Origin of the sequence: Streptomyces sp. NPDC050759 (genome assembly GCF_044456945.1) — a bacterium.
Lineage (GTDB): Bacteria > Actinomycetota > Actinomycetes > Streptomycetales > Streptomycetaceae > Streptomyces.
In genome coordinates, this window is record NZ_JBITGI010000014.1 from 60,354 (window position 1) to 86,880 (window position 26,527).

Here is a 26,527-nt window from a genome sequence, read left to right on the forward strand (position 1 = left end):
CGAGCTGCACGTCCCAGGAGCTGACCATGTCCCTCTCGTACGTGTCCGGTCACGACTACGACGGCGCACCCGTGCTCGTGGAACCCGAGATCGTGCGGCTGGACGGTGAGGTCCGCGAGGTCTCGGTGCCGCCGCTGGTCCCGCCGCTGACGCACGGCTCGCTCGCCGACCTGCCCTTCGACAACGCCGAGGCGGCGCCGGAGCAGCGGGTGATGAGCCGCCGTACGCAGGACGGCCGCTGGGTCGATCTGACCGCGGCGGAGTTCGCGGGGCAGGTGCTGGCCGTGGCGAAGGGCCTGATCTCGGAGGGCCTGATGCCGGGCGACCGGGTCGCGATCATGGCGCGCACGACGTACGAGTGGACGCTCCTCGACTTCGCCGCCTGGGCCGCGGGCCTGGTCACGGTCCCCATCTATCCCACGTCCTCCGTCTTCCAGACCCGTTTCATCCTCCAGGACTCCGGCGCGGTCGCCCTGCTGACGGAGACGGCCGGCCAGGCCGCCGCCCTCGGTCCCGAGCTCAGCCGCCTTCCCGATCTGCGGCACATGTGGATCATGGAGAAGGGCCATGTGGAGCGTCTGGGAGAGCTCGGCCAGGCCGTCCCCGACCAGGAGATCGGCGTACGGCGCGGCATGCTGGGACCGGGCACGGTCGCCACCGTCGTCTACACCTCCGGCACCACCGGCCGCCCCAAGGGCTGTGTGCTCAGCCACGGCAACTTCCTCGCCGAGGTCGACAACGCGATCGAACTCCTCTACCCCGTCTTCAAGTCGAAGTCGGACGAGGCGGACCTGGCGACCCTCCTCTTCCTGCCCATCTCGCACGTCTTCGGCCGCATGGTGGCCATCGCCTGCGTCCGCGCCCGCGTCCGCCTCGGCCACGCGCCCAGTCTCCAGGCCGAGGACCTGCTGGCCGACCTGAGCAGCTTCAAGCCGACCTTCCTCCTCGTGATCCCCTACATGCTGGAGAAGGTCTTCAACAACGCCCGCGCCAAGGCGGAGAGCGGCGGCCGGGTGACGGTCTTCGACCGCGCGACCAACGTCGCCGTCCGCTACGGCGAGGCGATGGAGACCCGCCACGCGGGCACCGGCTCAGGACCGGGCGCGGCCCTCAGAGCCGCCCGCACCTTCTACGACCCGCTCGTGTACCGCCGTATCCGCAACGCCATGGGCGGCAGGATCCGGCACATCATCTCCGGCGGCTCCCCGCTCGGCCGCCGGCTCGCCGCGTTCTACGCGGGCGCGGGCATGGAGATCTACGAGGGCTACGGCCTGACGGAGTCGACGGGGGCCGCGACCTGCACGCCTCCCCTCAAGCCCCGCCTGGGCACGGTCGGCTGGCCCATCCCGGGCACCCGGGTCCGTATCGCGGCCGACGGCGAGATCCTGCTGAACGGCGGTCAGGTGTTCCGGGGTTACTGGGACCCGTACGGCGACGGGGTGGCCCCGGCCTCGGCCGACGGCTGGTTCCCGACCGGCGACATCGGACAGCTGGACGACGAGGGCTATCTGACGATCACGGGCCGCAAGAAGGAGATCCTGATCACGGCCGGCGGCAAGAACGTCGCCCCGGCCCCGCTGGAGAACTGGCTCCGCTCGCACCCCCTGATCTCGCAGTGCATGGTCCTCGGTGACCGCCGCCCCTACATCGCGGCCCTGATCAGCCTGGACATGGACGGCGTCAACCACTGGCGCCAGATGAACGGCAAACACCCCGTGCCCGCGGAACTCCTCATCAACGACGAGGAGTTGAGGCAGGTCCTGCAGCGCGCGGTGGACGAGGCCAACAAGATGGTCTCCCGCCCCGAGTCCATCCGCCGCTTCACCGTCCTGCCGACCGACCTCACCGAGGCGGCGGGCCATCTGACCCCGTCGATGAAACTGCGCCGGGAGGCGGTCATGCGGGACTTCGCGGGGGCGATCGAGGGGCTGTACGAGCGCTGAGCGCCGGGGTCGGTGGAGACCCCATGAAGACGTTTGCGTTTCGCTGCAAGTGTGACCTAGGTTTGGTGTACGAAACGGTTTCGGACCGATGTGGGTGGTCCGAGCAACCCGAGCCCCATGAGGGGAGCACCATCGTGGAAGCCATTCCGGCAGCCACCGCCCAGGTCGTGCCGTCCGGCCAGTCCCAGGCCCCGTCGAAACACCGGTGGTGGGCCCTGGCCGTGATCGGCCTCGCCCAGCTCATGGTCGTGCTCGACGCCACGATCGTGAACATCGCGCTGCCGTCCGCACAGCAGGACCTGGGCTTCGACAACAACGGCCGGCAGTGGATCGTCACCGCCTACTCCCTCGCCTTCGGAAGCCTGCTGCTGCTCGGCGGCCGCCTCGCCGACCTCTTCGGCCGCAAGACGACCTTCATCATCGGCATCGTCGGCTTCGCCGCCGCCTCCGCGCTCGGCGGCGCGGCGAACGGCTTCACCATGCTGGTCGTCGCGCGCGCGGTACAGGGCCTGTTCGGCGCCCTGCTCGCCCCTGCGGCCCTCTCCCTGCTGACGACGACGTTCACCGAACCCAAGGAACGCGCCAGGGCGTTCGGCATCTTCGGTGCCATCGCCGGTTCCGGCGCCGCCGTCGGCCTGGTCCTCGGCGGTCTGCTCACCGAGTACCTGGACTGGCGCTGGACGCTCTACGTCAACGACGTCATCGCGGTGCTCGCGCTGATCGGCGCGGTCGTCTTCATCGGCCGCTCCGTCCCGGCCGAACGGCCCCGGCTGGACATCCCCGGCGTCGTCCTGGTCTCCGGCGGCCTGTTCGGCATCGTCTACGGCTTCGCCAACGCGGAGACGCACGACTGGGACAACTGGATGACCTGGGGCTTCCTCGCCGCGGGCGGCGTCCTGCTGGTGGCGTTCTTCCTCTGGCAGGCGCGCGCGAAGCACCCCGTGCTGCCGCTGCGGGTCCTCGCCGACCGCGACCGCGCCGCCGCCCTGTCGACCATCCTCATCTCGTCCGCCGGAATGTTCGGCGTCTTCCTCTTCCTCACCTACTACCTCCAGTCGACGCTGGGCTATTCACCGGTCAAGAACGGCGTGGCCTTCCTGCCGATGGTGGCCGCGCTGATGGTGATGGCACAGCTCTCCACCAACTGGCTCGTCCCGAGGATCGGCCCCAAGATCGTCGTACCCCTCGGCATGCTGGTGGCCGCGGGCGGCATGGTCTGGCTGACCCGCCTCGGCCTCGACAGCAGCTACGCCTCCCACGTGCTGCCGCCGCTCCTGCTGCTCGGCGCGGGGCTCGGCATGTCGATGCCCGCGGCGATGAGCTACGCCACCCTCGGGGTGCAGGCGAACGACCAGGGCGTGGCCTCGGCGGCCCTCAACACCACCCAGCAGGTGGGCGGTTCGATCAGCACCGCACTGCTGAACACGCTGGCCGCCACCGCCGCCACGAACTACGCCGCGGACCACCTGTCCGACCCGCTGGTCAAGGCGAACGCGGCGCTGCACAGCTACGAGGTCGCCTACTGGTGGTCGGCGGGCTTCTTCGCCGTCGGCGTGATCATCACGGCGCTGCTGTTCCGCGCGAAGAGGAGGGAGACCGCGCCGGCGGAGCAGGCCGAGACCGAGACCACCCCCGCGGTCACGGCTCCCGCCATGGACACGGCGGCTGCGCCCGTCATCCGCGGACAGGTGCGCAACGGCACGGGCGCCCCCGTACCCCGCACCGCGATCACCCTGCTCGACGGCTCCGGCCGCCAACTGGCCCGCGCCACCTCCGGCGAGGACGGCACGTACGCCCTCGACACCGCCGAGCGCGGCAGCCTCGTCCTCATCGGCTCGGCTCCCGGCCACCAGCCCCACGTCGTCACCCTGAGCGTGAACGGCGCGCCCGTCTCCCACGACCTGGTGATCCTGCCCAGCCCAGGCGGCCTGGCCGGTACCGTGCGCGGCGGAAACGGCGAGCCCCTGCCCGGCGCGCTGGTGGTGGCCACCGACCAGCGCGGTGACGTGACGGCCTCCGTCACCGCCGGGACGGACGGCGGGTACCGGCTCGGTGACCTGCTGCCCGGCGACTACACGCTGAGCGTCAGCGCCCCCGGCCACCGCCCGGTCGCCGTACCCGCCACCGTCTCCGCCGAGACCGCCCGCCTCGACCTCGAGCTGACCGCCGCGGCGACCCTGCGGGGCACGGTCCACACCCCGGACGGACGCGCCCTGGACGACGCCCGGGTCACCCTGATCGACGCCGCCGGCAACGTCGTCGGGACGCGCACCACGAGCGTCGACGGCGGCTACGCCTTCACCGACCTCGCGAGCGAGCAGTACACGGTGATCGCGAGCGGGTACCCGCCGGTGGCCACGCAGGTCACCGTGAACGGCAGCGAGGAGGTCGACGTCCTGCTGGGCCACAAGGAGGTGTAGGGACGGCCGGTCCGCGTCAGCGCAGGACGTCCTTCGTCAGCACCCCCTGCTCGGTCGCGAGCGTGTGGTCGTAGTGCTCGCCGGGCCCGCTCAGCCGGTACCGCTCGCTCGTCGTGGCCACCGCGTGCCGGTCCTCGCGGGCTACGCCGAGCGTGAAGGTGGCGTCGCCGTGGTAGCTGTCGTCGATGCGGGTGGCGCCGAGCTGGGCCCGGTCGGCGAGGGACATGACGACCCGGAGGCGGTTCGCGCTGTCGATGGTGGCGCGACCGTCAAGGGTGTAGGTGCGGTCGGTGCGGGACAAGTGGCCGTTGGACGTGACGAGTTGGTGGTCGGTCCAGGTGCCGGTCTGGTCGTCCGTGTTCTCGTCGGGCGTCCACTGGTGGTCGATCGCCGTGGTCAGGGTCCGCTCGACGGTCGTGGTGACCCGGCCGTGCGAGGTGTTCAGATACCCGGTGACCTTGAGCCGGTCCTTGCCGTCGGTGACCAGGTGTCGCATCGAGCCGTCGGTGAAGCTGTTGCCGACGGCCGGACCGGTCTTCTCGTACGACGTGACGGCCCCCGTCACCACCGACTTGTGCGCGTCCTGCCACACCAGGACGTTGGTCGGCGCGCTCCACCCGGTCTGCCCGGCCGGCACTCCGACCACCTCGACGTCCACGGTGTGCGCCTTGCCGTCGTTGAGCAGCCCCGCGAACGGGGTCAGGTCGAAGGTGAGCGGACGTACGTCGAAGGCGGTCGGGGACGGAATCACCGACCACAGATACGGCGACCAGCCGCCGGTCCACACGTTCGGGTACGGCGACGCGATCCCCGCGACCTTCCCGTCGACGCTCACCTGCACCTCGCGGTACGGCCCGTCGTCCCCGCCCTGGCAGGAGTACGACGCCTTCGGGGTCGTGGCCGAGTACCAGAACTCCTCGCAGCCGCCGCCCGATCCGGTGGCGTACACCTCGGCGAGGACGCGCTCGGAGTTGCGGGGGACGGTGAGGGAGGCGCCGGTGGTGACGCTGTCCTGGTCACTGAGCGGGATGACCTGGTCGGGAGCGTCCGTGCCGCGGTCGTGCCCGGGGGCGTAGAAGGTGAGCGTCACCTTGACGTCGAGGATGCCCGTGTAGGTGTCGTTGACCACGTTACCGATGAGCATGTCGACGGACTGCGCGCTGCTCAGCGTCTTCTCGTACTCGGTGACGTCCTTCTGGACGGACCAGTTGATCCCGTCCTGCGAGGGCTCGGGCGTCGACGTCCGGAAGACCTGCACCCCGCCGATGTCCAGATACCCGAGCCGGTCGTACTGCCGCCCCTTCACGTTCCCGTCCATCCGCAGCACGACCTTCGACCACTGGCCGGGCGTGCCGCAGCCGGTCGGGGGCGTGTACGTCCCCGTGTACGGCGTGAAGTCCTTGAACTGCGCCTCCGCGACGGTGACTTCGCAGGCCTTGGTGTGCGGGGTGCTGATCGGCGGGGCGGCGGTGACGGGGTCGTGGTAGTCGGTGCCGAACTCGACGGGGACCGTGGTGGCGGACGCCGTGCCCAGCGACAGGGCGAGAGCGGCGAGTGCGCCGGTCAGCGTGGCCGCCGCCCTGGCCGGACGTATCGGGGATCTCATGGGTCTCATAGGGCGCAGTGAACACACGGATTCCGACCGCGGCCAAGGGGGCTTGGAGAGGTCTTGACCAATCCCGGCCCTTTCGCTGACCGGCGTCCGTCCTACAACCATGCCCCGGTGCCGCGAGTCTTCTCCTCGCCAGACTCATGATCACCGCAGGAGACTCATGTTCACCCGAAGCACCTTCCGCCTGGCGCTGGCCACGGCCACGGCCGTGTCCCTGACGAGCGGACTGCTCACCCTCTCCGTGAGCACCGCGAGCGCGGTCACACCGGCGAAGTACGCCGACGACTTCAACGGCGACGGCTACCGCGACTATGCCGTCCCCGGCCTCGGCGGTGACCTCGCGGTGACGTACGGGACGGCCACCGGCACCGGGACCACCACGAAGACGTTCACGCAGTCCAGCGCGGGTATCCCGGGAACCCCCGGTGACGCGGGCGGCTACGGGGACGCCTTCGGCGAGGACATCGCCACCGCCGACCTCAACCGCGACGGCTACGCCGACCTCGCCGTCGCCGACTTCACCGAGAAGGTGAGCGGCAAGGCGGGCTCCGGCGCGGTCACCATCCTGTGGGGCAGGAAGACCGGCCTCACCGGTACCGACGCCACCCGCCTCAAGGTCACCGCCCGCTCCGACCAGGGCTTCGGGAAGGAGATAGAGACCGGTGACTTCAACGGCGACGGCAAGGCCGACCTGGCCATCGCCAACGCCATCGACTCCGTCTACGTCTACCGCGGCGGCTTCACCAAGTCCGGCACGACGGGCAAGGTCACCAAGCACACCCGCGACGACATCCTCGAGCCCACCGGCATGGTCGCCGGCAAGGTCACCAAGGACAAGGCGACCGACCTCTACCTCCTGGGCCAGGGCTACCACAGCGACAAGATGACCCAGGACGCGTGGTTCCTGCGGGGTGGCTCCACCATCAAGCCCGGCAAGGTCACCGTCGTCAACGGCTCGACCCCCGACTACAGCCCCACCGGTGTCGTCGCCGACTTCGACAAGGACGGCTACGGCGACCTCGCGGTCAGCGACACCCGGTACAACAACAAGGCGGGCTCGGTGGTCGTCTGGCGCGGCGGCAGCACCGGTCCGACGACGAAGTACCGGCTCACGCAGTCCACTTCGGGCGTGGCCACGGCCGCCACGGCGCGCGAGTACTTCGGCGCCGACCTCTCCGCCGGGGACACCAACGGCGACGGCTACCAGGACCTGGCGGTCGGCGTGCCCTACGAGAAGGTCGGCACCGTGAAGGACGCGGGCGGCGTCCACGTCCTGCGCGGCGGAAAGTCCGGCCTGACCGGCAAGAACTCCCAGTGGTTCACGCGCGCGAGCGCGGGCGTCCCCGGGAGCCCGGCCGAGTACGAGAACTTCGGCTCCCTCGTCCGCCTGCGCGACATCGACCGCGACGGCGACAAGGACCTGCTGGTGTCGAGCAACTACTACGGCCCGAGTGTGCTGCTTCCCGGCACGGGTTCCGGCATCACAGGGACGGGCGCCCGGGAACTCAACGTGGTGGCCGCGTTCCCGCAGTAGGGGAGAGGAAGGCCGACCAGGCCGCGGGGGAGAGGGTGAGGTGAGGACCGGTTCCCTGCGGGTGCTTGGAGTCGCGGAGGTGGATGGTGTGGGGGGTGACGGCGACTTCGAGGCACTGGCCGCCCTCGCCGTCGCTGTAGGTCGACTTGAACCAGTTCAGCTTCTCTATGGTCATCGCTCTTCCAGCATCTTCTCGATCAAGTCCAGGGACTCGTGCGGGTTGAGGGCCTGAGCTCGGATGATCCCATAGCGGGCGGCGAGGACGCGGACTTCTTCCCGGCCGGTGATCAAGCGTGGGTATCCATGGTTCTCCATGTACGCTACCTGCTCTTTCCCCTTGGGGATGAGCAGCGTGAACGAGCCACCGAGGCTGGGGTGTTCATGCCGTCCCGTCGGCATCACCTGAAGCTGCACATTCCGCATCCGCCCGATGTGCAGCAGCCGCCGTAGCTGACCCGCCTGCACCGCGTGGCCGCCGATCGGACGCTCCAGTACGGCCTGTTCGAGGACGAAACTGCATTCCGGAGGCGGCCACTTGTCGAAGAGCTGCTGACGGGAGAGCCGGTCGGCGACACGCTTCTCGATGGTCTCCTCGTCCAGCGGCGGGTGCCGTTGCGTGAACACGGCCCGGGCGTAGTCCTCCGTCTGGAGCAGGCCCAGCACCCCCATGGTGCTGTAGTCGTAGAGGGAGACCGCCTCGGCCTCCAGCCCCGCGTAGTTGCGGTACCACTCGGGATGCCGCGTTCGAGTCTTCGCCATCGCCTCCTCAACCTCGGGGAGGACTTCCTTCAACAGGCCCCCGGCGTCGAGCAGTTCGTCCGCCTTGATCAGGACCTCCGGCCGAAGGGTCCGTACCCCCCTCTCCATGGAGGACACTGCGTCGGGGCCGTAGCCCACCAGCTCCCCGAACTCCTTCTGCGTCAGCCCCTTCCGCTCCCGCAGAAGCCTGACCATCTTGCCCAGCGCGACGAACAACCCCGCCGTGCCGTCCGCCTCCGCAGGCGTCTCCGGCCTCCGCTCACCCACGCACCTCACCTCTCCCACGCGACAACCCGTACACGAACCGACCGCACCCGTACAACTACTCAGCGTCGCCGAGTCACACCTGGTCAGCGTAGAGACAACCCACCACGCTCAGTCACGTGAACGCCGAAATCTCCACCCGCACCGACGAACTGACCCAGCGTCTGAGCGCCACGCCCCGAGGGGCCCGCCTGGCCCGCAGGCTCACGGCCACCCAGCTCGCGGAATGGGGCCACCCCCACGACACCGACGTGAACGACACCGCGCAGCACCTCGTCGCCGAGCTCGCCGCCAACGCGGTGACCCACGGCCGCGTACCCGGAAGGGACTTCGAACTGCGCCTGCTCCGGCTCCCGGACAACACGCTCCGTATCGAGGTGAGCGACGCGCGAGGCGACCGTCGACTCCGGTACGTCAACGACGAGGACGGTGAACACGGCCGTGGCCTGATCCTCGTCACGCTCCTCGCCGACACCTGGGGCGTCACGGAGCGGGACGTCGGCAAGACGGTGTGGGCCGAGATGGGGCTCGGGTGATGATGTGGACGAGACACGGAAACGGAAAGGGTGTGCCGACATGTCGAAAGCCGACGAGGTTGCCGCTGCGTGGGAGCGCATCGTCGGTTGGCTCCACGGACACGCACCGGCCAGTGCGGAGGCGCTTCGTCCGGGGGCTTCGGATGAGGAGATCGCGCGCCTGAACGAGCGCCTGGGCTTTGAGATCCCGGACGTCCTCGAGGTCTGGCTCCGCCTGAACAACGGCAGTACGGCGAAGGATTCCGAGAAGCCGATACCGGGCGGGGGGATCGCCCGCCTCCCGCACCGTGACTCGATCATCTTGCCGGACGGTATGCGGTTCCTCGGCTGCCAGGAGATGGCCCGCCAGCACGCGGAGTACCTGCACATCGCCCGGGACATCGGGGACGGCGACTACTGGAAGACGCCATGGATTCCGATCATGGAGACGAGTGACGGGCCGTACGGCATCCTTCTGGACACGCAAAACCCTCCTGGCTTGTCGCCCCTCCTGAGTTTCAGCGAGGGCGACTACCCGAGTTCCTACCTGCCGTCTCTCGGGGCTTACCTCCAGCCCTTGGCCGACCTGCTGGAGTCCGACGGGGCGCCCTTCGTCACTGACGGAAGGATCTGCTGGCCGGACTGACCGGTAGTTCGTTGCGGCATGTGTCCGACACGGTGTCCGCGAACGCCCGTGCCGGCGGCGACAGCGCGTCCCAGCGGCGTACCGCCCAGCCGACCGACAGGGGCCGCAGGGCGGGGACGGGAACAAGCCGCAGGTCACCCCGGCCCGGTACGTCGAGGCCCGGCAGAGACGGCACCACCGCCCGGCCCAGCCCGAGTTCGGCCAGCAACAGCGCCGTGTCCCAGTCCGCCACGCTCGTGTCGAAGGCGAACCGGAGACCCAACTCCGCGCAGGCCGCGTCCAGATGGGCGGCGGAGGTGGAGTTCGGGGGGAGGCGGATCAGGCGTAGGTCGGACAGGTCGGCCGCGTCGACGTGCGCGCGCCCCGCGAGCGGATCCCCGGCCCGTACCGCCAGCACCCACGGCAGCTCCATCACCGGCCGCTGCTCGATGCCCCGCACCGGCGCGCCCAGGGTGATCCACGCCAGGTCGAGACTGCTGTCGGCCAGCGCGTCGAAGCAGGCCCGGCTGGAGCTCTCGGTCCTGAACTCAAGGCTGACGTCCGGGTGTTGCTGCCGAAAGGCCACCACCGCGTCCGACATGAAGTGCCGTACGGTCGTCGCGCCGGTCGCCACCCGGACCGACCCGCTCTCCCCGTCGACCAGTTCCCGCAGCCGGCGCAGTGCGGCATCCAGCCCGGCGATCCCTTCCGCCGCGGCCGCCTCCAACACCCGCCCCGCCTGCGTCGGTACGACTCCCCGAGGCTGCCGCTCCAGCAGGCTGACCCCCGTCTCCCGCTCCAGCCGCTTCACATGCTGACTCACCGCGGACTGCGTGCAGTCCAGCTCGCGGGCCACCGCACTGAGGCTTCCGGCGCGGCACACGGCAACGAAGACACGCAGGTCGTCGAGGGTCATGGCCCCAAGCTAACACTTGGGTCCAGTGACAAATACTTAGGATTGACTGGGGTGGCAGCCCGTACGACGATCTCCTCAGGGCCCCGGGCGGCAACCCGCTCCCAACCCGGGAGGAGCGGGTGCCGACCCAACCCCCGCCTACCGCCTACCGCCTAGGAGTCCGGTGTCCGTCACAGACGAAGCCAGAGCCCTCTTACGGCGGCTCGGCGCCGACCGGACACCCCACCCCGGTGGCACCCTCCTCACCCACCTCGAACGCGTCCGCATCCAACTCGCCCTCTGGGACGCCCGCCCCGCCCTCCGTCTCGCCGGCCTCTGCCACGCCTTCTACGGCACCGACGGCTTCCCCACCGCCCTACTCCCGCTGGACCGGCGCACGGAACTCGCGTCCGTGATCGGCGCGGAGGCCGAGGCGATCGTGCACTTCTACGCGAGCTGCGACCGTGAGGCGACCTACCCGCATCTCCTGGAGCCGCTTTTCCGGGACAGGTTCACCGGGCGGACGTACGCCCCCGACCTCGTCCTGCGCAGGGACTTCGCCGAGCTCACCGCCGCCAACGAACTCGACCTCGCCCGCCGGGACCCGCTCTTCCGCGAACGCTGGGGCCCCGAACTCCTCGCCCTGCTGACCCGGTTCAGGCCGCTCCTGAGCCAACTCGCCTGGCGGGACACCGTCGCCGTCCTCCACGCCCCTTGACATCTCAAGACCCCCGCGCGACGTTCCGGACCCTTCGTCCATACCAACCGCAGGGGGGACCCGACCATGAGTGTGACCCGAAGACACCTGCTGGCCGCCGGTGCCGGGGCGGCCGTCGCCGCCGGGGTGCAACAGGGCGCGAGCGCCGCCGACGTGCCGACGGTCGGGACGTACGACGTCGTCGTCATCGGTTCCGGTGCCGCCGGCATGACCGCCGCGCTCACCGCCGCCAAGCAGGGCCTGAGCGTCGTGGTTCTGGAGAAGGCGCCCACCTTCGGTGGATCCGCCGCCCGTTCGGGGGCCGGGATCTGGATCCCCAACAACCCGGTCATCCTGGCCGCCGGTGTCCCGGACACCCCGGCCAAGGCGGCCGCCTACCTCGCCGCCGTCGTAGGGCCGGATGTCCCGGCCGCCCGGCAGCAGGCCTTCCTCCGACACGGCCCCGCGATGATCTCCTTCGTCATGGCCAACAGCCCTCTCCGCTTCCGCTGGATGGAGGGCTACAGCGACTACTACCCGGAGCTCCCGGGCGGCCTGCCCAACGGCCGTTCCATCGAGCCCGACCAGCTCGACGGCAAGCTCCTCGGCGCCGAACTCGCCCATCTGAACCCGCCGTACCTCGAAGTCCCCGCCGGACTCGTCGTGTTCAGTGCCGACTACAAGTGGCTCGCCCTGTCCGCCGTGAGCGTCAAGGGCGCCGCCGTCGCCGCCGAGTGCCTGGCGCGCGGCACGAAGGCGGCCGTACTCGGGCAGACACCGCTCACCATGGGACAGTCGCTGGCGGCCGGGCTGAGGAAGGGACTCCAGGAGGCCGGAGTCGCCGTCCGTCTCAACACCCCCCTCACCGAGCTCTACGTCGAGAAGGGCGCCGTCGCCGGAGCGGTGACCCCCGCCGGACTGTTCCGTGCCCGCCGGGGCGTGATCGTCGGCTCGGGCGGCTTCGAGCACAACGCGGCGATGCGGGCCCAGTACCAGCGGCAGCCCATCGGCACGGAGTGGACCGTCGGCGCGAAGGAGAACACCGGGGACGGCATCCGGGCGGGCCAACGGGTCGGCGGCGACCTCGCGTTGATGGACGACGCCTGGTGGGGGCCGGCCATCCCGCTCCCCGGCGATCCGTACTTCTGCCTCGCAGAACGCACGCTCCCCGGCGGGCTCATCGTGAACGCGGCCGGTCGGCGGTTCGTCAACGAGGCCGCCCCCTACAGCGACGTCGTCCACACCATGTACGACCGGAACCCGACCGACCCCGACATCCCGTCCTGGCTGATCGTCGACCAGAACTACCGCAACCGGTACCTCTTCAAGGACATCGCCCCGACCTTCCTCCTCCCCGACGACTGGTACGGCTCGGGCGCCGCCCACAAGGCCTGGACGGTCGACGCCCTGGCCGGCTCCATCGGCGTCCCGGCCGGGGCTCTCCGCGCCACCGTCGACCGCTTCAACTCCCTTGCCATGAAGGGCGACGACCCGGACTTCGGGCGTGGCGACAGCGCCTACGACCACTACTACACGGACCCGTCCGTCCTCCCGAACTCCTGCCTCGCCCCGCTCTGGCTGCCCCCGTACTACGCCTTCCGGCTCGTCCCGGGAGACCTGGGCACCAAGGGCGGCCTGGTGACCGACGCCCGCGCCCGCGTCCTGCGGCCCGACGGCTCCGTCGTCCCCGGCCTGTACGCCGCCGGGAACGCCAGCGCGGCCGTCATGGGCCACAGTTACGCGGGCGCGGGCTCGACGATCGGTCCCGCGATGACCTTCGGGTACATCGCGGCCCGGGATCTCGCCGGGGTGCTCTAGGCGCGCCTGAAGATCAGGGCGGCCTGGCGGGACGACTCGTTGGCGTGGGGTTCGCGCACCGTCCGGGAGACGGGCGCGAACCCGGCGGCCGTCAGCAGCTCACCCATGTGCTCCGGCTGCCGCCGCAGGAAGTCCAGCGTCACCGCGTGCCCCCAGGGATTTTCGTGGCGGCGGGGCTCGTCGCCGATCTGGAACGCGAGGAGCAGATGGCCGCCGGGGGCCAGAACCCGCCTGAACTCGGCGAAGAGCGAGGGGAGTTTCTCCACAGGCGTGTGGATGGAGGAGTACCAGGACACCACGCCCGCGAGTGCGCCGTCGGGCAGGTCGAGCTCCAGCATCGAGCCCTGCTCGAACCGGAGCCCCGGGTTCTCCCGCCGCGCGATCGCCAGCATCGACTCCGACAGGTCGAGCCCGAAGACGGACAGCCCGAGGGAGGCGAGGTGCGCGGTGACCCGTCCGGGGCCGCAGCCCAGGTCGGCCACGGGCCCGCCCCTGCCGACGAGTTCGGCGAACGCTGCGAAGACGGCCCGGTCCAGTGGCTTGCCGGCGATCTCGTCGGAGAAACGCTCGGCGTAGTCCTCGGCGATGGCGTCGTAGAACGTGCGGGTGCTGGTGAGGAAGTCGGCTTCGGTCATGGCCGGGACCCTAACGCCCCCCACTGACACTCAGGCGACTCCAACCGCCCGCAGTACGGCAGTTGCCGCCGCCGCCCCCAGCACCACCACCACGAACGGCGCCCTCCGCCACGCCAGCACGGCCCCCACCAGGACCCCGGCCGGCCGCGCCCACCCCGCGAAACCGCCGCCCTCCGTCAGCGCCCCCGTCGCCAGCAGCGCCACCAGCAGGACGACGGCCCCCGCGCCCAACAACTCCTGGACCCGCTCCGGAAGTTCCACCCGCCCGTGCAGCACCGGCCCGACCAGCCGGAAGGCGTACGTTCCGACCGCCAGCGCCAGAATCAGTGCGACCGTCGCGCTCACGCAGGCCTCCCGCCGCCGTGGAGGACCAGGCCCGCCAGCGCCACCAGCACCGGCACCCCCGTCGGGACCGCCGGCGTCACCGCCAGGGCCAGCCCGGCGCCGAGCAGCGCGGACCGTCGTATGGCCGAAGAGTCGCGCAGGGCGGGCAGTACCAGGGCGACGAGGACGGCGGGGAAGGCCGCGTCCAGGCCGTAGGTGCCGGTGTCGCCCAGGGCGTCCCCGGCGAGGGCGCCGGCCAGGACGCCGGTGTTCCACACGGCGAACAGGCCGAGCCCGGAGACCCAGAAGGCCGCTCTGCGCCGCGCCGGATCCGGCTGGGCGAGGGCGAAGGCCACCGTCTCGTCGGTGACCAGGTGCGCGCCGAGGAGACGGGCCACTCGCCCCGGGCCGAGGAGGTCCGCGACCGCGAGACTGAAGGCGGCCGTACGGGTGTTGAGCAGCAGGCCGGTGACTGCCGCGGCGACCGGGCCGCCCCCGGCCAGCAGCACCCCGACCGCGCTGAACTGGGCCGAACCCGCGTACACCACCAGGGACATCACCACCGGTACCCACACCGGCAGGCCGCCGGTGACGGCGATCGCGCCGAAGGAGACGCCCACGACCCCGCTCGCCAGCCAGACGAGCGCACTGTCACGGACCAAGGCTGTTCGCTCTGCCGTACGCATGTTCACTACACTGGACGGTAGCCGCCATGTTCGTCAAGGCGAACGATCGTACCGATGGAGCGAACAGCATGTCCGACAGCCCCCCGCCCCGGCTCCCCCTGGACTGGATCGCCGCCTCCCTGCGCCGCGAACGCACCCGCGCCGGGCTCTCCCTCTCCGAGCTGGCCAAGCGCGCCGGGATCGCGAAGTCCACGCTGTCCCAGCTGGAGGCGGCGGGCGGGAACCCGAGCGTGGAGACGCTGTGGGCGCTGGGGGTGGCGCTCGGGGTGCCGTTCAGTGCCCTGGTGGAGCCGCCGGCGCCGTCCGTGCGGGTGATCAGGGCGGGACAGGGGCCGAGTGTGGCCTCGGAGAAAGCCGAGTTCGCGGCCACCCTGCTCTCCGCGAGCCCGCCCGGGGCGCGACGGGACATCTACCACCTGCGGGCCGAACCAGGCGCCGTACGGGAGTCGGAGCCGCACATTCCGGGGACCGTGGAGCATCTGATCGTGGGCGCGGGGCGGGTGAAGGCCGGACCGGTGGGGGAGGAGGCCGAGCTGGAGCCCGGCGACTACATGACGTACCGGGGAGACGTGGCCCATTCGTACGAGGCGCTCACCCACGGCACGACGTTCGTGCTGGTCATGCAGCACCTGTGAGGGCAAAGGCAGGAGCCCCGCTACCGTGCGGCGCGGGGCTCCTTGGGTACTGCTTTCAGGTCCGGATCAGAGGCTGGATCGCCAATGAGACGGGATCAGACGGGGGTGACGTTCTCCGCCTGCGGGCCCTTCGGGCCCTGGGTCACGTCGAAGGAGACCTGCTGGTTCTCCTCCAGCGAACGGAAACCGCTCGCGTTGATCGCGGAGTAGTGGACGAAGACGTCGGGGCCGCCGCCCTCCTGGGCGATGAAGCCAAAGCCCTTTTCGGCGTTGAACCACTTCACGGTTCCGGTAGCCATAAGCCCTCCTTGGGCCCAAAAGGGTTGCCCTGCTCCAGAACCTGCAAGTGTGAAAACAGTGCCGCACAACTGCATATGTCTGAAAACGACTAGAGCCTGCGGTTACATGCTCCGCAGGCTCTGTACTGCAAGGGAAACCAAACTGCAACTTGCGGCGAGCCTAGCATGCAGGCAGCCGAAAGCAATAGAGGCCAAGATCACGTCACCCGGAGGTTTGAAGATCGCACGCCGGTTGACTGTGGGGCCGAAGTCCGAAGCGTACCCCAAGGGGTCTACTGTCGCGATGTGGACAATTCTCGCACCCGGCCGCGCGTCGGCCACATCCAGTTCCTGAACTGCCTGCCCCTGTACTGGGGGCTCGCGAGGACGGGCACGCTCCTCGACTTCGAGCTCACGAAGGACACCCCGGAGAAGCTCAGCGAGAAGCTGGTGCAGGGAGACCTCGACATCGGGCCCATCACCCTCGTCGAGTTCCTCAAGAACGCGGACGACCTGGTCGCCTTCCCCGACATCGCCGTCGGCTGCGACGGACCGGTCATGTCCTGCGTCATCGTCTCGCAGGTCCCGCTGGACGAGCTGGACGGCGCCAGGGTGGCCCTCGGGTCGACCTCGCGCACCTCCGTACGCCTCGCCCAACTCCTCCTCGCCGAGCGCTACGGCGTCCGGCCCGACTACTACACCTGCCCGCCCGACCTCAGCCTGATGATGCAGGAGGCGGAGGCGGCCGTACTCATCGGAGACGCGGCCCTGCGGGCAAACCTCCTCGACGGCCCGCGCTTCGGCCTCGAGGTGCACGACCTCGGCTCGCTCTGGAAGGAGTGGACGGGGCTGCCGTTCGTCTTCGCGGTATGGGCCGCCCGCCGGGACTACCTCGAACGCGAGCCGGTCATCACCCGCAAGGTCCACGAGGCCTTCCTCGCCTCCCGCAACCTCTCCCTGGAGGAGGTCGGCAAGGTCGCGGAGCAGGCGGCCCGCTGGGAGGACTTCGACGAGAAGGTCCTGGAGAAGTACTTCACGACGCTGGACTTCCGGTTCGGAGGCCCGCAGTTGGCGGCGGTCACGGAGTTCGCGCGGAGGGTCGGGCCGACGACGGGTTTCCCCGGGGACGTGAAGGTGGAACTGCTTCAGCCCTAATCTGCATCTGCACCTTATGGGGGAGGCCGGTATGCAGCCGCTGGGAGTCGACGAACCCACCGCCGTGGGGCCCTACCGGCTGCTCGGCCGCCTGGGCTCCGGCGGCATGGGCCGGGTCTACCTCGGCCGCAGTGCCGGGGGCCGCACGGTCGCCGTCAAGATCGTGCACCCGCACTTCGCGCTCGACGAGGAGTTCCGCGCCCGCTTCCGCCGCGAGGTCGACGCGGCGCGGCGAGTGGGCGGGGCCTGGACCGCGCCGGTCCTCGACGCGGACCCGGATGCGGCGGTGCCGTGGGTCGCCACGGGGTACGCGGCGGGCCCTTCCCTGGCCTCGGCGGTCACGGACGGGGGCCCGCTGCCGGAACATTCCGTACGAGTCCTGGGGGCGGGCCTCGCCGAGGCGCTCGCGGCCGTGCACGGACTGGGGCTCGTCCACCGGGACGTGAAGCCCTCCAACGTCCTGCTCACCGTCGACGGCCCCCTCCTCATCGACTTCGGCATCGCCCGCGCCACCGACGGCACCGCGTCCCTGACCTCCACCGGCGTCTCCATCGGTTCGCCCGGCTACATGTCCCCCGAACAGATCCTGAGCAAGGGGGTGTCGGGCGCGGCGGACGTCTTCTCCCTGGGCGCGGTGCTGGCGTACGCGGCCACGGGGGTACCGCCCTTCCCTGGCGACTCCTCGGCCTCGCTCCTCTACAAGGTGGTCCACGAGGAGCCCGAACTCGGATCACTGACCGGCGAGTTGCGGGACCTCGTGGGAGCCTGCCTGTCCAAGTCGGCACAGGACCGGCCGACTCCGGGGGAACTGGCCCGACGGCTCGCCCCCGAGGGGGCGGCCCGGCTGGTGGCGGCGGGGTGGCTGCCGGGGGCGCTGGTCGAGCAGGTGGGGCGCAGTGCCGTACAGCTGCTGAACCTTGAGGCGGCGGGGGAGCGGACGGGGGAGCAGGCGTCCGGGCCGGTGGGGTTCAGCAGTCCTTCGGTGGGTGGGGGTTCGGCGGGGACGGCCGGTGCGTTCGGGCCGCCGCCGGTGATGCCCGTGGTGTCCGCGGGTGCGCCTCCGGCCGCCGCGGCCGGGCCCTCGGCGTTTCCGGTCACGCCGGCGGCTCCCACGGGCGGACCCTTTGTCGCCGAACCCCGGGACGCGGTGCCCCACGAGACGGTGGTGCCCTCCGACAACCGGCCCGGTCCCGGGCGGCTCTCCGTCTCCGTCGCCGCCACCGCCACGCCCGGAGAGAGCGGCCGCGGGCGTCGGCTGAGTTGCACCGTGGCGCTCGCGGTCGCCGGGGCGCTGGCCGCGGTGACCGTGGGGTCGGTGTTCCTGTTCGACCTGCTGCCGGGGCGGGGTGACGACGACTCGGCGAGCTCCAGTCCCGGCAACGACGCCTACTCCTCGGCCCCGTCCTCCGTACCGTCGGCCTCCGTGCCCTCGGCGTCCTCGGTGCCGTCCGCGTCCTCCCAGCCGTCCAGCGCGGCGCCGAGCGGGCCTTCCGAGGTCCCCGCCCGCTATCTCGGCACCTGGGAGGGGCAGGGCAGCGGTCTCGGCGGGAGTCTGCCGATGGGGACCTTCCGGATCACCGTCAAGAAGGTGAGCGTCGGCGAGGAGTTGGGCCGGCTGGTGCAGACCGACGCGATCGGGGCCGAGTGCACCGACGTCCTCACGCTGAAGCAGGTCACGGAGACGGAGCTCGTCACCACGGCCGTCGGCGCGAAGGACAACCACGCCGGCTGCAACCCCACCGCCCACACCGTCCGCCTCACCGCGGTCGGCGACGACCTCAAGTACACGTCGGAGAGCGAGGCCGAGGGATACCCCGAGGCGCGGATGTCGAAGGTCGAGCGGTGACGGAGCTGCTCGTCGCCGTCGCCGCACTGTGGGGAGCGGCAGCGGGTTCGCTGCTGCCGCGCGCGGCCTACCGCTACTCCGTACCGGCCGAGGAGCCGTGGCGGGAGACCTGCCCCGCCGGGCATCCGCTGGGCGGCCGGCTCGGGCGGGCGAGGTGCGGGACCTGCGGCACACGGCAGTCGTACGGTCCCAGCACCCCTGTCCTCGCCACCGTCACCGCCCTTCTCTGCGCCGGCCTCGCCGCCGCCACCGGCACCCACCCGGAGATCGCCGTCTGGCTGCTGCTCGCCCCCGTGGGCGTCCTGCTCGCCGTCATCGACCTGCGCGTACGACGACTGCCCGACCCGCTCACCCTCCCCCTCGCGGCCGCCGCACTCGCGCTGCTCGGGGCGGTCTCCCTGGTGCCCGAGCATGCCGGGAACTGGCCGAACTCCCTGTTCGGCGCCCTCGCGCTCGGCGCCGGCTACTGGGTGCTGTGGCGGATCAACCCCGGCGGCATGGGCTTCGGCGACGTGAAGCTGGCGCTCGGAGCGGGGGCGGTCCTGGGCTGGTACGGCTGGGACACCGTGCTCCTCGGCACCTTCGCGGGCTTCCTGCTCGGCGCGCTCTACGGCGGTGTCCTGGTCCTGGTGGGCAGGGCGGGGCGCAAGACGGCGATCCCGTTCGGGCCGTTCCTGATCACGGGGGCGTACGCGGGGCTGCTGATCGGCGCGTACACGGCGTGACATCGGCGTGAGATCGGCCTGACATCCGGCATGTCGGAGGGCTGGCGTAGGCTGGCCCGGACCGCCCGAATCCTTGACGAAAGGCACGCCCCGGTGACCGAGAAGGCCGACCTTCAGTCCGTCCTCGACCGTGCCGCCGAGGGTGGGCGCATCACTCCGGAGGAGGCGCTCGACCTCTACCGGGACGCCCCGCTGCACGCGCTGGGCTCCGCCGCGGACGCCGTGCGCCGCCGTCGGTACGCGGGCACGGAGCACATCGCGACGTACATCATCGAGCGGAACATCAACTACACCAACGTGTGCGTCACGGCGTGCAAGTTCTGCGCCTTCTACGCCCCGCCCACCGCCAAGGACAAGGGCTGGACCCGCGACCTGGACGACATCCTGCGCCGGTGCGCGGAGACCGTCGAACTCGGCGGCACACAGATCATGTTCCAGGGCGGCCACCACCCGGACTACGGCGTCGAGTACTACGAGAAGCACTTCGCCGCCATCAAGAAGGAGTTCCCCCAGCTGGTGATCCACTCGCTGGGCGCGTCCGAGGTCGAGCACATGGCCCGGATCTCCAAGGTGAGCGTCGAGGAGGCGATCCGGCGCATCCACGCGGCCGGTCTCGACTCGTTCGCGGGAGCCGGCGCGGAACTGCTCCCCGAGCGCCCCCGCAAGGCCATCGCGCCCCTCAAGGAGTCCGGCGAGCGCTGGCTGGAGATCATGGAGACGGCGCACAACCTGGGCGTGGAGTCCACCTCCACGATGCTCATGGGCACCGGCGAGACCAACGCCGAGCGCATCGAGCACCTGCGGATGATCCGTGACGTACAGGACCGGACGGGCGGCTTCCGCGCGTTCATCCCGTATCTCTACCAGCCGATGAACAACCACCTGAAGGGCCGCACCCAGGCCACGATCTTCGAGTACCTGCGGATGATCGCGATCTCCCGGCTCTTCATGGACAACATCGCCCACATCCAGGGCTCCTGGCTGACCACCGGCCAGGACGCGGGCCAGCTGACGCTGCACTACGGCGCGGACGACCTGGGCTCGATCATGCTGGAGGAGAACGTCGTCTCAGCGGCCGGCGCCAAGCACCGCTCCAACCTCCAGGAAATGATCGACATGATCCGCACGGCGGGCCGGGTCCCGGCCCAGCGCTCCACGACGTACGAACACCTCGTCGTCCACGACGACCCGGCGAACGACCCGGTCGACGCGCGCGTGGTGTCCCACATCTCCTCCACGGCGATCGCGGGCGGCACGGCGCATCCCGAGCTGAAGATCCTCGCGTCCAACTAGGCCCGCCTTGCTGACGATCCACACCGCCGACCTGCTCATCCCGGGCGGCGGACGGCCACCGCTGCCCGGTGGGGCGGTACTGGTCGAGGGGCGGCAGATCGCTGCCGTAGAGGTCTACGAGGAGCTGGCCGCCGCCCATCCGACGGCAAGGGTGCGCCGCTGGCCGGGAGTCCTCACCCCGGGCCTGGTGAACCCGTACGGCCCCGAGCTTCTGGAGCAGGCCTACCACCCGGACCCACGCGAGGACTTGGGCAGCGAGCCCCTGACGGGGGAGGCGCTGTCGGCCGTCGTCATGACCGACGCGAGGTGGGGCGCGAGCGCGAGGCGGGGCGTACAGCGAATGCTGGCCCAGGGGACGGTGGCGGTGGTGGGTCCGCTCCGACGCCCCGCAGTGATCGACGCCGTCCACAGGTCGGGCCTGAGGATTGAGGACAGCTTCACAGAGGGGCCCCTGACCCCGTTGCTCCCCGGCATGGAGGCGACCTTCGCCGCCTTCGAAACCCAGGAGCTGACAACCTGCGTGGCAACGGTGATCAAGGGCCGCTTGCTACACAGGCGCAGGTGAGGCCTTTAAGGGGCGCGGGGCTGTATCGATTTGCGGCTCCGCCGCGCGGGCGCGACCAGCCACAACGCACCTGCACCCAAAACTCAACCTGAGAACGCCTCCCCAAACGCCCCCGCCGACTGAGAAACCCCACTGCAATTGGTCAACGGGTCATCCTCATCCGAGTTCCCCGACTCACACTCCTGATCCCGAAACGTCGACCACATCGACACCCACGCCACCTCCTTCGCCGCGGCGAACTCCCGCACCTGCACCGCGTCGGACAACGTGAACGTCTCCCCGTCCACATCATTCGTCCCGATCATCGACGTGAGCGCCATGGCCCGCCACGCAGTGGAGTCAGCCGTACCGAAAACCTCCTTCAACTGCGCCTGCGCCGCCTTCGCCGAAGTGATCGCGTAATCCCCCATGTCCCCGTCGTAGGACTCCCCGTAGTTCATCGTCATGATGTTGACCGTCGACACCTGAACCGACTTGTCGTTCGCGGACTCCAGCAACGCCACACTGTCGTCGTCGAGCCCCGACGGCATCACGGGAAGCGTGAACGAGACGGCGAGATCGCTCCGTTCCTCCTGGAGCAACGCGATCGCCTCCGACCGCAGGTCCACCGAGTCCGAGTCGGTCAGCGCATCCCCCTCGATGTCGAAGTCGGCGAGCGAGGAACCGGCGGCGTCCAGCGCGGTGCCGTACGCCGCCGCCAGTTTCGCCGCACTGGAGCAGGTCTCGGCCAACTCCTTGCCGGACGCGCCGCCGAAGGAGACCCGCACCTTCGCCCCGTCCTCCTTCAGCGCGCTGATGCGGGACTTGACGGCGGAGTCGCCGACGGCGGACGTGCCGTTCCAGGACGGCGTGCAGTCGCTGCCGTCGGCGATCACGAACGCGAGGTTGTACACCGAGGGCGAGCCCGCGGAGTCGTTGCCGGAGGCCTCGTCCGCGCTGACGTACGGCGCGTACGAGGTGACCGACGACGAAGCCGACGGCGACGTACTGCTCAGTTTCGGAGGCTCGGCGTCCGAGGTGCCGTCCGATCCGGCGGAGCACCCCGCCGTGGCCAGGGCGAACAGGCAACTGACCCCGGCCATCGGTTTCAGGAAACTCCGCATTCACATGCACCCGCTCTCGTGACGTGGCTTTCTGGAGAGCGAATGTCTCACACCCGCCTGAGCGCTATAAGGACGAATCGGGCACGCACGGCGGACACTCTCAGGAAACAGACAGTATAAGAGGTTTCTCATATGCGCCTCACAAGAACATCAAATGTGGACACATAAAGACTGTCTAATGTCCGGGGAATGCATTCCGAGCCTGCCACCGAAAACCGTGCCGACACGCGCGGTCACCGCCGCAAAAGCGGTAGTAACGGGTCCGCCGAGGGGCCCGTGTTCGTTGACAACTCCGGACGCCGCTCCAAGTTGCTGCGCCGGTTCGGCCTTCTCCTCGGCGTCCTGTCCCTCGGGTACGCCGTCGTGCTGGGCATGGCCTTCATGGGCATCGGCGTCTCCAGCACGACGCTGCTGCCCTTCGCCGGCGGCGGTCCCGGCGGTTCCTCGAACTCCGGCCCCGGCGGCGTCCGGCCGCAGGGCGGGATCGGCACCCCGCCGGCACAGCCCACCGGTGCTCCGCCCGCCGGTACCGCCCCGACCGCGACCGCCTCCGCTGCCTCCCACTGACCGGAACGGCCCACCACATGACCACGACGACGCCCTCCCGCGGCCGCCGGCGTGCCCCCACCCGCATCGAGCGGGCGGCGGGCAGGGCCGCGGCGTTGCAGAAACCGCGGGTCATCCTCGCCCTGCTGCTCCTGCTCGGCCTGACCAGCGTGATGCTGCTCGACGGCTATCTGCGCGCCGAGGTCGGCGGCGACGAGCGGGTGCGCGACGGCGCCAGCTCCAGCAAGGTCCCCGACAAGATCCTCAACGGCGGGCCGATCATCAGCTTCCGGGGCGGCCAGGCCACCACGACCTCCGTGCCGGCCAAGACGATCGCGCTCACCTTCGACGACGGCCCGAACCCGACGTACACGCCCCAGGTCCTGAAGATCCTGGCGAAGTACGACGTCCCGGCCACCTTCTTCCTGGTCGGCTCGATGGTCTCGCGCTACCCGGGGATCGTGAAGGACATGGTCGACCAGGGCGATGAGGTGGGCATCCACACCTTCACCCACGTCGACCTCTCCTACCAGAGCGACGCCCGCATCCGGCGTGAGATGACCCAGACGCAGCTCGCCCTCGCGGGCGCGGCCGGCATCACCACCACGCTGTTCCGGGCGCCGTACTCCTCGGAGACGGACGCGATCGACAACTACAGCTGGCCCGTGTACAAGAAGCTCGGCGAGGAGGGCTACACCAGCGTCTTCGTCGACACCGACAGCGACGACTGGAAGAAGCCGGGCACCTCGAAGATCGTCAAGTGGGCCACGCCGTCCGGGACCTCGGGCGCCGCGGTGCTGATGCACGACGCTGGCGGCGACCGTGAGCAGACGGTCAAGGCGTTGCCGACGTACATCGAGAAGATGCGGGCGAAGGGTTACACCTTCACCACCATCAGCGGGGTCATCGAGGCGCAGAACACCGCCGCCCGCGCGGGACAGCAGGCGAACGCCCAGGCCGGAACCGTGGGCGGGCAGCTCCAGGGTGGGAACCAGAAGGGCACCGACCGTCTCCAGGCCGCGCACCGGGAGGCCACTGGCGCGACCCTCTACGAGGGCAAGGCGCTCGTCGTGGCCGTCGCCGTCGCCGAGTACACCGTTCCCACGCTGTCGGTCGGACTCGTCATCGTGGGCGTGGCCGTCATGGGCCGGTTCGGGATGATGCTGATCCTCGCTCGCCGCCACTACCGACTGCGCAACAAACGCCGCTTCAGCTGGGGGCCCACGGTCACCCGGCCGGTGACCGTGATCGTGCCGGCGTACAACGAGAAGGAGTGCATCGCCAACACCCTGGAGTCGCTGGCGAAGAGCACCCATCCGATCGAGGTCATCGTCGTCGACGACGGCTCCTCGGACGGCACCTCCGAGATCGCCCGCGAGGCGGCCCGCTCGCTCGGCATGACGAACGTCCGGGTCATCCGCCAGGAGAACGCGGGCAAGCCGGCCGCCCTCAACAACGGTGTCCGCAGCGCCAGTCACGACATCGTCGTGATGATGGACGGCGACACCGTCTTCGAACCGGACACCGTACGGCAGTTGGTGCAGCCCTTCGCGGACCCGGAGGTCGGCGCGGTCGCCGGCAACGCCAAGGTCGGCAACCGCGACACGGTCATCGGCGCCTGGCAGCACATCGAGTACGTGATGGGCTTCAATCTCGACCGCCGGATGTACGACCTTCTGCGCTGCATGCCCACCATCCCGGGTGCGATCGGCGCGTTCCGCCGCGAGGCGGTCCTCCAGGTCGGCGGGATGAGCGAGGACACCCTCGCCGAGGACACCGACATCACCATCGCGATGCACCGCGCGGGCTGGCGGGTCGTCTACCAGGAGCACGCGCGCGCGTGGACCGAGGCGCCGGGCTCCCTGAAGCAGCTGTGGTCGCAGCGCTACCGGTGGTCGTACGGCACCATGCAGGCGCTGTGGAAGCACCGCAAGTCCCTCACGGACAAGGGTCCCTCGGGCCGCTTCGGGCGGATCGGCATGCCGCTGGTGGTGATCTTCCAGATCGTCACGCCCGTGTTCGCCCCGCTGATCGACGTGTTCACCGCCTACTCGATGATCTTCATCGACTTCCGGGCGGCGCTGTACGCGTGGCTCGCGGTCCTCGGCGTCCAGCTCGTGTGCGCGGCGTACGCCTTCAAGCTGGACAAGGAGAAGTACCGGTATCTGCTGATGATGCCGCTCCAGCAGCTGGCCTACCGCCAGATGATGTACCTCGTCCTGATCCACTCCTGCATCACCGCGCTCACCGGCGGCCGGCTGCGCTGGCAGAAACTGAAGCGGACCGGAGAGGTCGGGACCCCGGCGGGGGTGGGCTGATGAGCTGGGAGCAGCAGGGATATCAGGAGCAGGGGTACCCGCCGCAGGGGTATCAGCAGCAGGGGTACGGCTATGAGTACGGGTACTCGGGGTACGTAGAGCAGCCGCAGCAGCCGTATCCGCAGGAGTTCGTCGACCCCGGGTACTACGGACAGGGCGTGCCGGACGCAACGTCCCCCTTGCCGGTGGTGGAGTCGGAGCCGGAGCCGCCGGAGTCCCCGGTTCCCGGAGCCCCCGCTGACGCCGAGGCGGAGGAGGAGAAGCCTCCGTCTCGGCTCCCGGGCCGCGACCGCTACTTCGACACCCTCCGGGCCGTCGCCCTGATCCGGGTCGTCACCTATCACACGTTCGGCTGGGCCTGTGCCGGCATGGTCTTCCCGTCCATGGGGATCATGTTCGGCCTGGCCGGCACGCTGATGGCGAAGTCCCTGGAGCGGCCCGCCCTCACGGTGGTCAGGAGCCGGATGCGCCGCCTGCTGCCGCCGTTCTGGTTCTGGGGCGTCTTCGTGGTCCTCGCGATGCTGGTCCACGACTGGATGCCGGGCTGGCAGATCGTCTACTGGATCGTGCCGCTCGGTGATCCACCGGGCAACGCGTGGGGCGAGCAGGCCTGGGAGATCCTCTGGTACCTGCGGACGTACCTGTGGTTCGTGCTGCTGTCCCCGGTACTGCTGAAGGTGTTCCGGCTCGCTCCGGTGCCGGTCCTGCTGCTGTCCCTGGCCCCGATCGTGGTCGTCCAGTTCCTGTGGGCGCCGCCGGACAACCGCCTCGGCAGCGCGCTGACGGACCTGGCCACCTTCCTGTTCTGCTGGATCCTGGGCTTCGCCCACCGGGACGGGGTGCTCGAGCGGCTGAAGGCGCCGGCCGTCGTCGTTCTCTCGCTCGCCGCGATCGCGTTCGGCGGCTGGTACGCCTTCACCCACCAGGCCGACACGGGCTCGTACGACCTCGACGACATCCCCCTCGCGCAGGCCTTCTGGTCCGCCGGGTACGTGACGCTCCTGATGTGGGCCAAGTCGTGCTTCGGGATCGACTTCGCCTGGCTCACCCGCTTCCGGCGGACCGACCGGGTCGTCACGGTCTTCAACTCCCGCGCGGTGACGATCTACCTGTGGCACGAGATCGCGCTGATCCTCGCCGTGCCGCTGATCGACCAGTTCTGGAACGTGCCCGCGTTCGAGAAGTGGCTGCCGCTGGAGAGCCAGTGGTTCATGTTCGGCATCGGCTGGATCCTGATCGCGGGATTCGTGCTGGTGTGCGGATGGGTGGAGGACGTGGCCGGGAAGAAGAAGCCGCAGCTGCTGCCGGGAGGGCGTCGGGCCTCTTCGTGACGGCG

25 protein-coding genes are annotated in these 26,527 nt (G+C 70.1%); 16 read left to right on the top strand and 9 right to left on the bottom strand.

Annotated elements, in window-relative coordinates; genetic code table 11:
• The first annotated feature begins 26 nt into the window (after positions 1–26).
• Positions 27–1,943 (top strand): AMP-dependent synthetase/ligase, encoded by a 1,917-nt coding sequence (locus ACIBJB_RS33790; RefSeq protein WP_398936340.1) that lies wholly within the window; start codon positions 27–29, stop codon positions 1,941–1,943.
• Positions 1,944–2,077: 134 nt separating this feature from the next.
• Positions 2,078–4,363, top strand: a complete 2,286-nt coding sequence (locus ACIBJB_RS33795; RefSeq protein WP_398936342.1) for an MFS transporter — start codon at positions 2,078–2,080, stop codon at positions 4,361–4,363.
• Between the two features lie 16 nt (positions 4,364–4,379).
• On the opposite strand, the gene ACIBJB_RS33800 is transcribed toward ACIBJB_RS33795, so the two are convergent.
• Positions 4,380–5,969, bottom strand: coding sequence for a peptide-N4-asparagine amidase (locus ACIBJB_RS33800; protein ID WP_398936730.1), 1,590 nt, complete (start codon positions 5,967–5,969; stop codon positions 4,380–4,382).
• A gap of 166 nt (positions 5,970–6,135) precedes the next feature.
• Here ACIBJB_RS33800 and ACIBJB_RS33805 point away from each other — a divergent pair, with 166 nt between their 5' ends.
• On the top strand, positions 6,136–7,509 hold the full coding sequence (locus tag ACIBJB_RS33805) for an FG-GAP and VCBS repeat-containing protein (RefSeq protein WP_398936344.1): 1,374 nt from the start codon (positions 6,136–6,138) through the stop codon (positions 7,507–7,509).
• Here the strand turns inward: ACIBJB_RS33805 and ACIBJB_RS33810 are convergent.
• Positions 7,481–7,684: a DUF397 domain-containing protein gene (locus ACIBJB_RS33810; RefSeq protein WP_398936346.1), complete on the bottom strand. Its 204-nt coding sequence runs from the start codon at positions 7,682–7,684 to the stop codon at positions 7,481–7,483. The genes ACIBJB_RS33805 and ACIBJB_RS33810 overlap by 29 nt on opposite strands.
• Positions 7,681–8,535 carry a helix-turn-helix domain-containing protein gene (locus ACIBJB_RS33815; protein ID WP_398936348.1) on the bottom strand — a complete coding sequence of 285 codons (855 nt, stop codon included), beginning with the start codon at positions 8,533–8,535 and terminating at the stop codon, positions 7,681–7,683. The genes ACIBJB_RS33810 and ACIBJB_RS33815 overlap by 4 nt, the downstream gene beginning before the upstream one ends.
• Positions 8,536–8,651: 116 nt before the next feature.
• Here ACIBJB_RS33815 and ACIBJB_RS33820 point away from each other — a divergent pair, with 116 nt between their 5' ends.
• Positions 8,652–9,068: an ATP-binding protein gene (locus tag ACIBJB_RS33820; protein WP_398936350.1), complete on the top strand. Its 417-nt coding sequence runs from the start codon at positions 8,652–8,654 to the stop codon at positions 9,066–9,068.
• Positions 9,069–9,108: 40 nt separating this feature from the next.
• On the top strand, positions 9,109–9,693 hold the full coding sequence (locus ACIBJB_RS33825) for an SMI1/KNR4 family protein (protein WP_398936351.1): 585 nt from the start codon (positions 9,109–9,111) through the stop codon (positions 9,691–9,693).
• Here the strand turns inward: ACIBJB_RS33825 and ACIBJB_RS33830 are convergent.
• Entirely contained in the window at positions 9,662–10,588 is a 927-nt protein-coding gene (locus ACIBJB_RS33830; RefSeq protein WP_398936353.1) for a LysR family transcriptional regulator, read from the bottom strand. The genes ACIBJB_RS33825 and ACIBJB_RS33830 overlap by 32 nt on opposite strands.
• A 163-nt stretch (positions 10,589–10,751) precedes the next feature.
• On the opposite strand from ACIBJB_RS33830, the gene ACIBJB_RS33835 reads away from it, so the two are divergent.
• Positions 10,752–11,285: a DUF6817 domain-containing protein gene (locus ACIBJB_RS33835; protein WP_398936355.1), complete on the top strand. Its 534-nt coding sequence runs from the start codon at positions 10,752–10,754 to the stop codon at positions 11,283–11,285.
• Between the two features lie 66 nt (positions 11,286–11,351).
• Positions 11,352–13,082 (top strand): 3-oxosteroid 1-dehydrogenase, encoded by a 1,731-nt coding sequence (gene kstD / locus ACIBJB_RS33840; protein ID WP_398936357.1) that lies wholly within the window; start codon positions 11,352–11,354, stop codon positions 13,080–13,082.
• On the opposite strand, the gene ACIBJB_RS33845 is transcribed toward kstD, so the two are convergent.
• From ACIBJB_RS33845 to ACIBJB_RS33855, 3 genes are read right to left on the bottom strand one after another with little or no spacing between them, the layout of a single operon-like run.
• Positions 13,079–13,717: a class I SAM-dependent DNA methyltransferase gene (locus ACIBJB_RS33845; protein WP_398936359.1), complete on the bottom strand. Its 639-nt coding sequence runs from the start codon at positions 13,715–13,717 to the stop codon at positions 13,079–13,081. The genes kstD and ACIBJB_RS33845 overlap by 4 nt on opposite strands.
• 30 nt (positions 13,718–13,747) lie before the next feature.
• Entirely contained in the window at positions 13,748–14,062 is a 315-nt protein-coding gene (locus tag ACIBJB_RS33850; protein WP_398936361.1) for an AzlD domain-containing protein, read from the bottom strand.
• The gene (locus ACIBJB_RS33855; RefSeq protein WP_398936363.1) at positions 14,059–14,727 is read right to left on the bottom strand and encodes an AzlC family ABC transporter permease; all 669 of its coding nucleotides are present in this window, start codon (positions 14,725–14,727) and stop codon (positions 14,059–14,061) included. Before ACIBJB_RS33855 ends, ACIBJB_RS33850 begins: the two co-directional genes overlap by 4 nt.
• Positions 14,728–14,795: 68 nt before the next feature.
• On the opposite strand from ACIBJB_RS33855, the gene ACIBJB_RS33860 reads away from it, so the two are divergent.
• Positions 14,796–15,362, top strand: a complete 567-nt coding sequence (locus ACIBJB_RS33860) for a helix-turn-helix domain-containing protein (RefSeq protein WP_398936365.1) — start codon at positions 14,796–14,798, stop codon at positions 15,360–15,362.
• A gap of 95 nt (positions 15,363–15,457) precedes the next feature.
• Here the strand turns inward: ACIBJB_RS33860 and ACIBJB_RS33865 are convergent, their stop codons facing one another.
• A complete protein-coding gene (locus ACIBJB_RS33865; RefSeq protein WP_003992177.1) occupies positions 15,458–15,661 on the bottom strand; it encodes a cold-shock protein in 204 nt (67 codons plus the stop codon).
• A gap of 285 nt (positions 15,662–15,946) precedes the next feature.
• Between ACIBJB_RS33865 and ACIBJB_RS33870 the strand changes: the two genes are divergently transcribed.
• From ACIBJB_RS33870 to ACIBJB_RS33890, 5 genes are all read left to right on the top strand, one after another.
• On the top strand, positions 15,947–16,795 hold the full coding sequence (locus tag ACIBJB_RS33870; RefSeq protein WP_398936367.1) for a menaquinone biosynthetic enzyme MqnA/MqnD family protein: 849 nt from the start codon (positions 15,947–15,949) through the stop codon (positions 16,793–16,795).
• 31 nt (positions 16,796–16,826) lie between these two features.
• The gene (locus ACIBJB_RS33875) at positions 16,827–18,641 is read left to right on the top strand and encodes a serine/threonine-protein kinase (protein ID WP_398936369.1); all 1,815 of its coding nucleotides are present in this window, start codon (positions 16,827–16,829) and stop codon (positions 18,639–18,641) included.
• Positions 18,638–19,366: a prepilin peptidase gene (locus ACIBJB_RS33880; protein ID WP_398936371.1), complete on the top strand. Its 729-nt coding sequence runs from the start codon at positions 18,638–18,640 to the stop codon at positions 19,364–19,366. Before ACIBJB_RS33875 ends, ACIBJB_RS33880 begins: the two co-directional genes overlap by 4 nt.
• Positions 19,367–19,459: 93 nt before the next feature.
• Complete coding sequence (mqnC, locus tag ACIBJB_RS33885; RefSeq protein WP_365658873.1) at positions 19,460–20,659, top strand: cyclic dehypoxanthinyl futalosine synthase; 1,200 nt, start codon at positions 19,460–19,462, stop codon at positions 20,657–20,659.
• Positions 20,660–20,666: 7 nt separating this feature from the next.
• Complete coding sequence (locus ACIBJB_RS33890) at positions 20,667–21,224, top strand: imidazolonepropionase-like domain-containing protein (protein WP_398936373.1); 558 nt, start codon at positions 20,667–20,669, stop codon at positions 21,222–21,224.
• Between the two features lie 83 nt (positions 21,225–21,307).
• Here the strand turns inward: ACIBJB_RS33890 and ACIBJB_RS33895 are convergent, their stop codons facing one another.
• On the bottom strand, positions 21,308–22,327 hold the full coding sequence (locus ACIBJB_RS33895) for a chitinase (RefSeq protein WP_398936375.1): 1,020 nt from the start codon (positions 22,325–22,327) through the stop codon (positions 21,308–21,310).
• Positions 22,328–22,603: 276 nt separating this feature from the next.
• Between ACIBJB_RS33895 and ACIBJB_RS33900 the strand changes: the two genes are divergently transcribed.
• The 3 genes from ACIBJB_RS33900 to ACIBJB_RS33910 are packed head-to-tail and all read left to right on the top strand — an operon-like array spanning position 22,604 to position 26,522.
• Entirely contained in the window at positions 22,604–22,894 is a 291-nt protein-coding gene (locus tag ACIBJB_RS33900; RefSeq protein ID WP_398936377.1) for a hypothetical protein, read from the top strand.
• Between the two features lie 17 nt (positions 22,895–22,911).
• Positions 22,912–25,191, top strand: coding sequence for a bifunctional polysaccharide deacetylase/glycosyltransferase family 2 protein (locus ACIBJB_RS33905; protein ID WP_398936379.1), 2,280 nt, complete (start codon positions 22,912–22,914; stop codon positions 25,189–25,191).
• Complete coding sequence (locus ACIBJB_RS33910; protein ID WP_398936381.1) at positions 25,191–26,522, top strand: acyltransferase; 1,332 nt, start codon at positions 25,191–25,193, stop codon at positions 26,520–26,522. The genes ACIBJB_RS33905 and ACIBJB_RS33910 overlap by 1 nt, the downstream gene beginning before the upstream one ends.
• Positions 26,523–26,527: the final 5 nt, after the last annotated feature.

What these genes read in the sequence shown, in the direction of transcription:
- ACIBJB_RS33790 (WP_398936340.1), top strand. Translation starts at nt 27, where the DNA reads ATGTCCCTCTCGTACGTGTCCGGTCACGACTACGACGGCGCACCCGTG.
- ACIBJB_RS33800 (WP_398936730.1), bottom strand. Translation starts at nt 5,969, where the DNA reads ATGAGATCCCCGATACGTCCGGCCAGGGCGGCGGCCACGCTGACCGGC.
- ACIBJB_RS33805 (WP_398936344.1), top strand. Translation starts at nt 6,136, where the DNA reads ATGTTCACCCGAAGCACCTTCCGCCTGGCGCTGGCCACGGCCACGGCC.
- ACIBJB_RS33810 (WP_398936346.1), bottom strand. Translation starts at nt 7,684, where the DNA reads ATGACCATAGAGAAGCTGAACTGGTTCAAGTCGACCTACAGCGACGGC.
- ACIBJB_RS33825 (WP_398936351.1), top strand. Translation starts at nt 9,109, where the DNA reads ATGTCGAAAGCCGACGAGGTTGCCGCTGCGTGGGAGCGCATCGTCGGT.
- ACIBJB_RS33830 (WP_398936353.1), bottom strand. Translation starts at nt 10,588, where the DNA reads ATGACCCTCGACGACCTGCGTGTCTTCGTTGCCGTGTGCCGCGCCGGA.
- kstD (WP_398936357.1), top strand. Translation starts at nt 11,352, where the DNA reads ATGAGTGTGACCCGAAGACACCTGCTGGCCGCCGGTGCCGGGGCGGCC.
- ACIBJB_RS33845 (WP_398936359.1), bottom strand. Translation starts at nt 13,717, where the DNA reads ATGACCGAAGCCGACTTCCTCACCAGCACCCGCACGTTCTACGACGCC.
- ACIBJB_RS33855 (WP_398936363.1), bottom strand. Translation starts at nt 14,727, where the DNA reads ATGCGTACGGCAGAGCGAACAGCCTTGGTCCGTGACAGTGCGCTCGTC.
- ACIBJB_RS33860 (WP_398936365.1), top strand. Translation starts at nt 14,796, where the DNA reads ATGTCCGACAGCCCCCCGCCCCGGCTCCCCCTGGACTGGATCGCCGCC.
- ACIBJB_RS33865 (WP_003992177.1), bottom strand. Translation starts at nt 15,661, where the DNA reads ATGGCTACCGGAACCGTGAAGTGGTTCAACGCCGAAAAGGGCTTTGGC.
- ACIBJB_RS33875 (WP_398936369.1), top strand. Translation starts at nt 16,827, where the DNA reads ATGCAGCCGCTGGGAGTCGACGAACCCACCGCCGTGGGGCCCTACCGG.
- ACIBJB_RS33895 (WP_398936375.1), bottom strand. Translation starts at nt 22,327, where the DNA reads ATGCGGAGTTTCCTGAAACCGATGGCCGGGGTCAGTTGCCTGTTCGCC.
- ACIBJB_RS33905 (WP_398936379.1), top strand. Translation starts at nt 22,912, where the DNA reads ATGACCACGACGACGCCCTCCCGCGGCCGCCGGCGTGCCCCCACCCGC.
- ACIBJB_RS33910 (WP_398936381.1), top strand. Translation starts at nt 25,191, where the DNA reads ATGAGCTGGGAGCAGCAGGGATATCAGGAGCAGGGGTACCCGCCGCAG.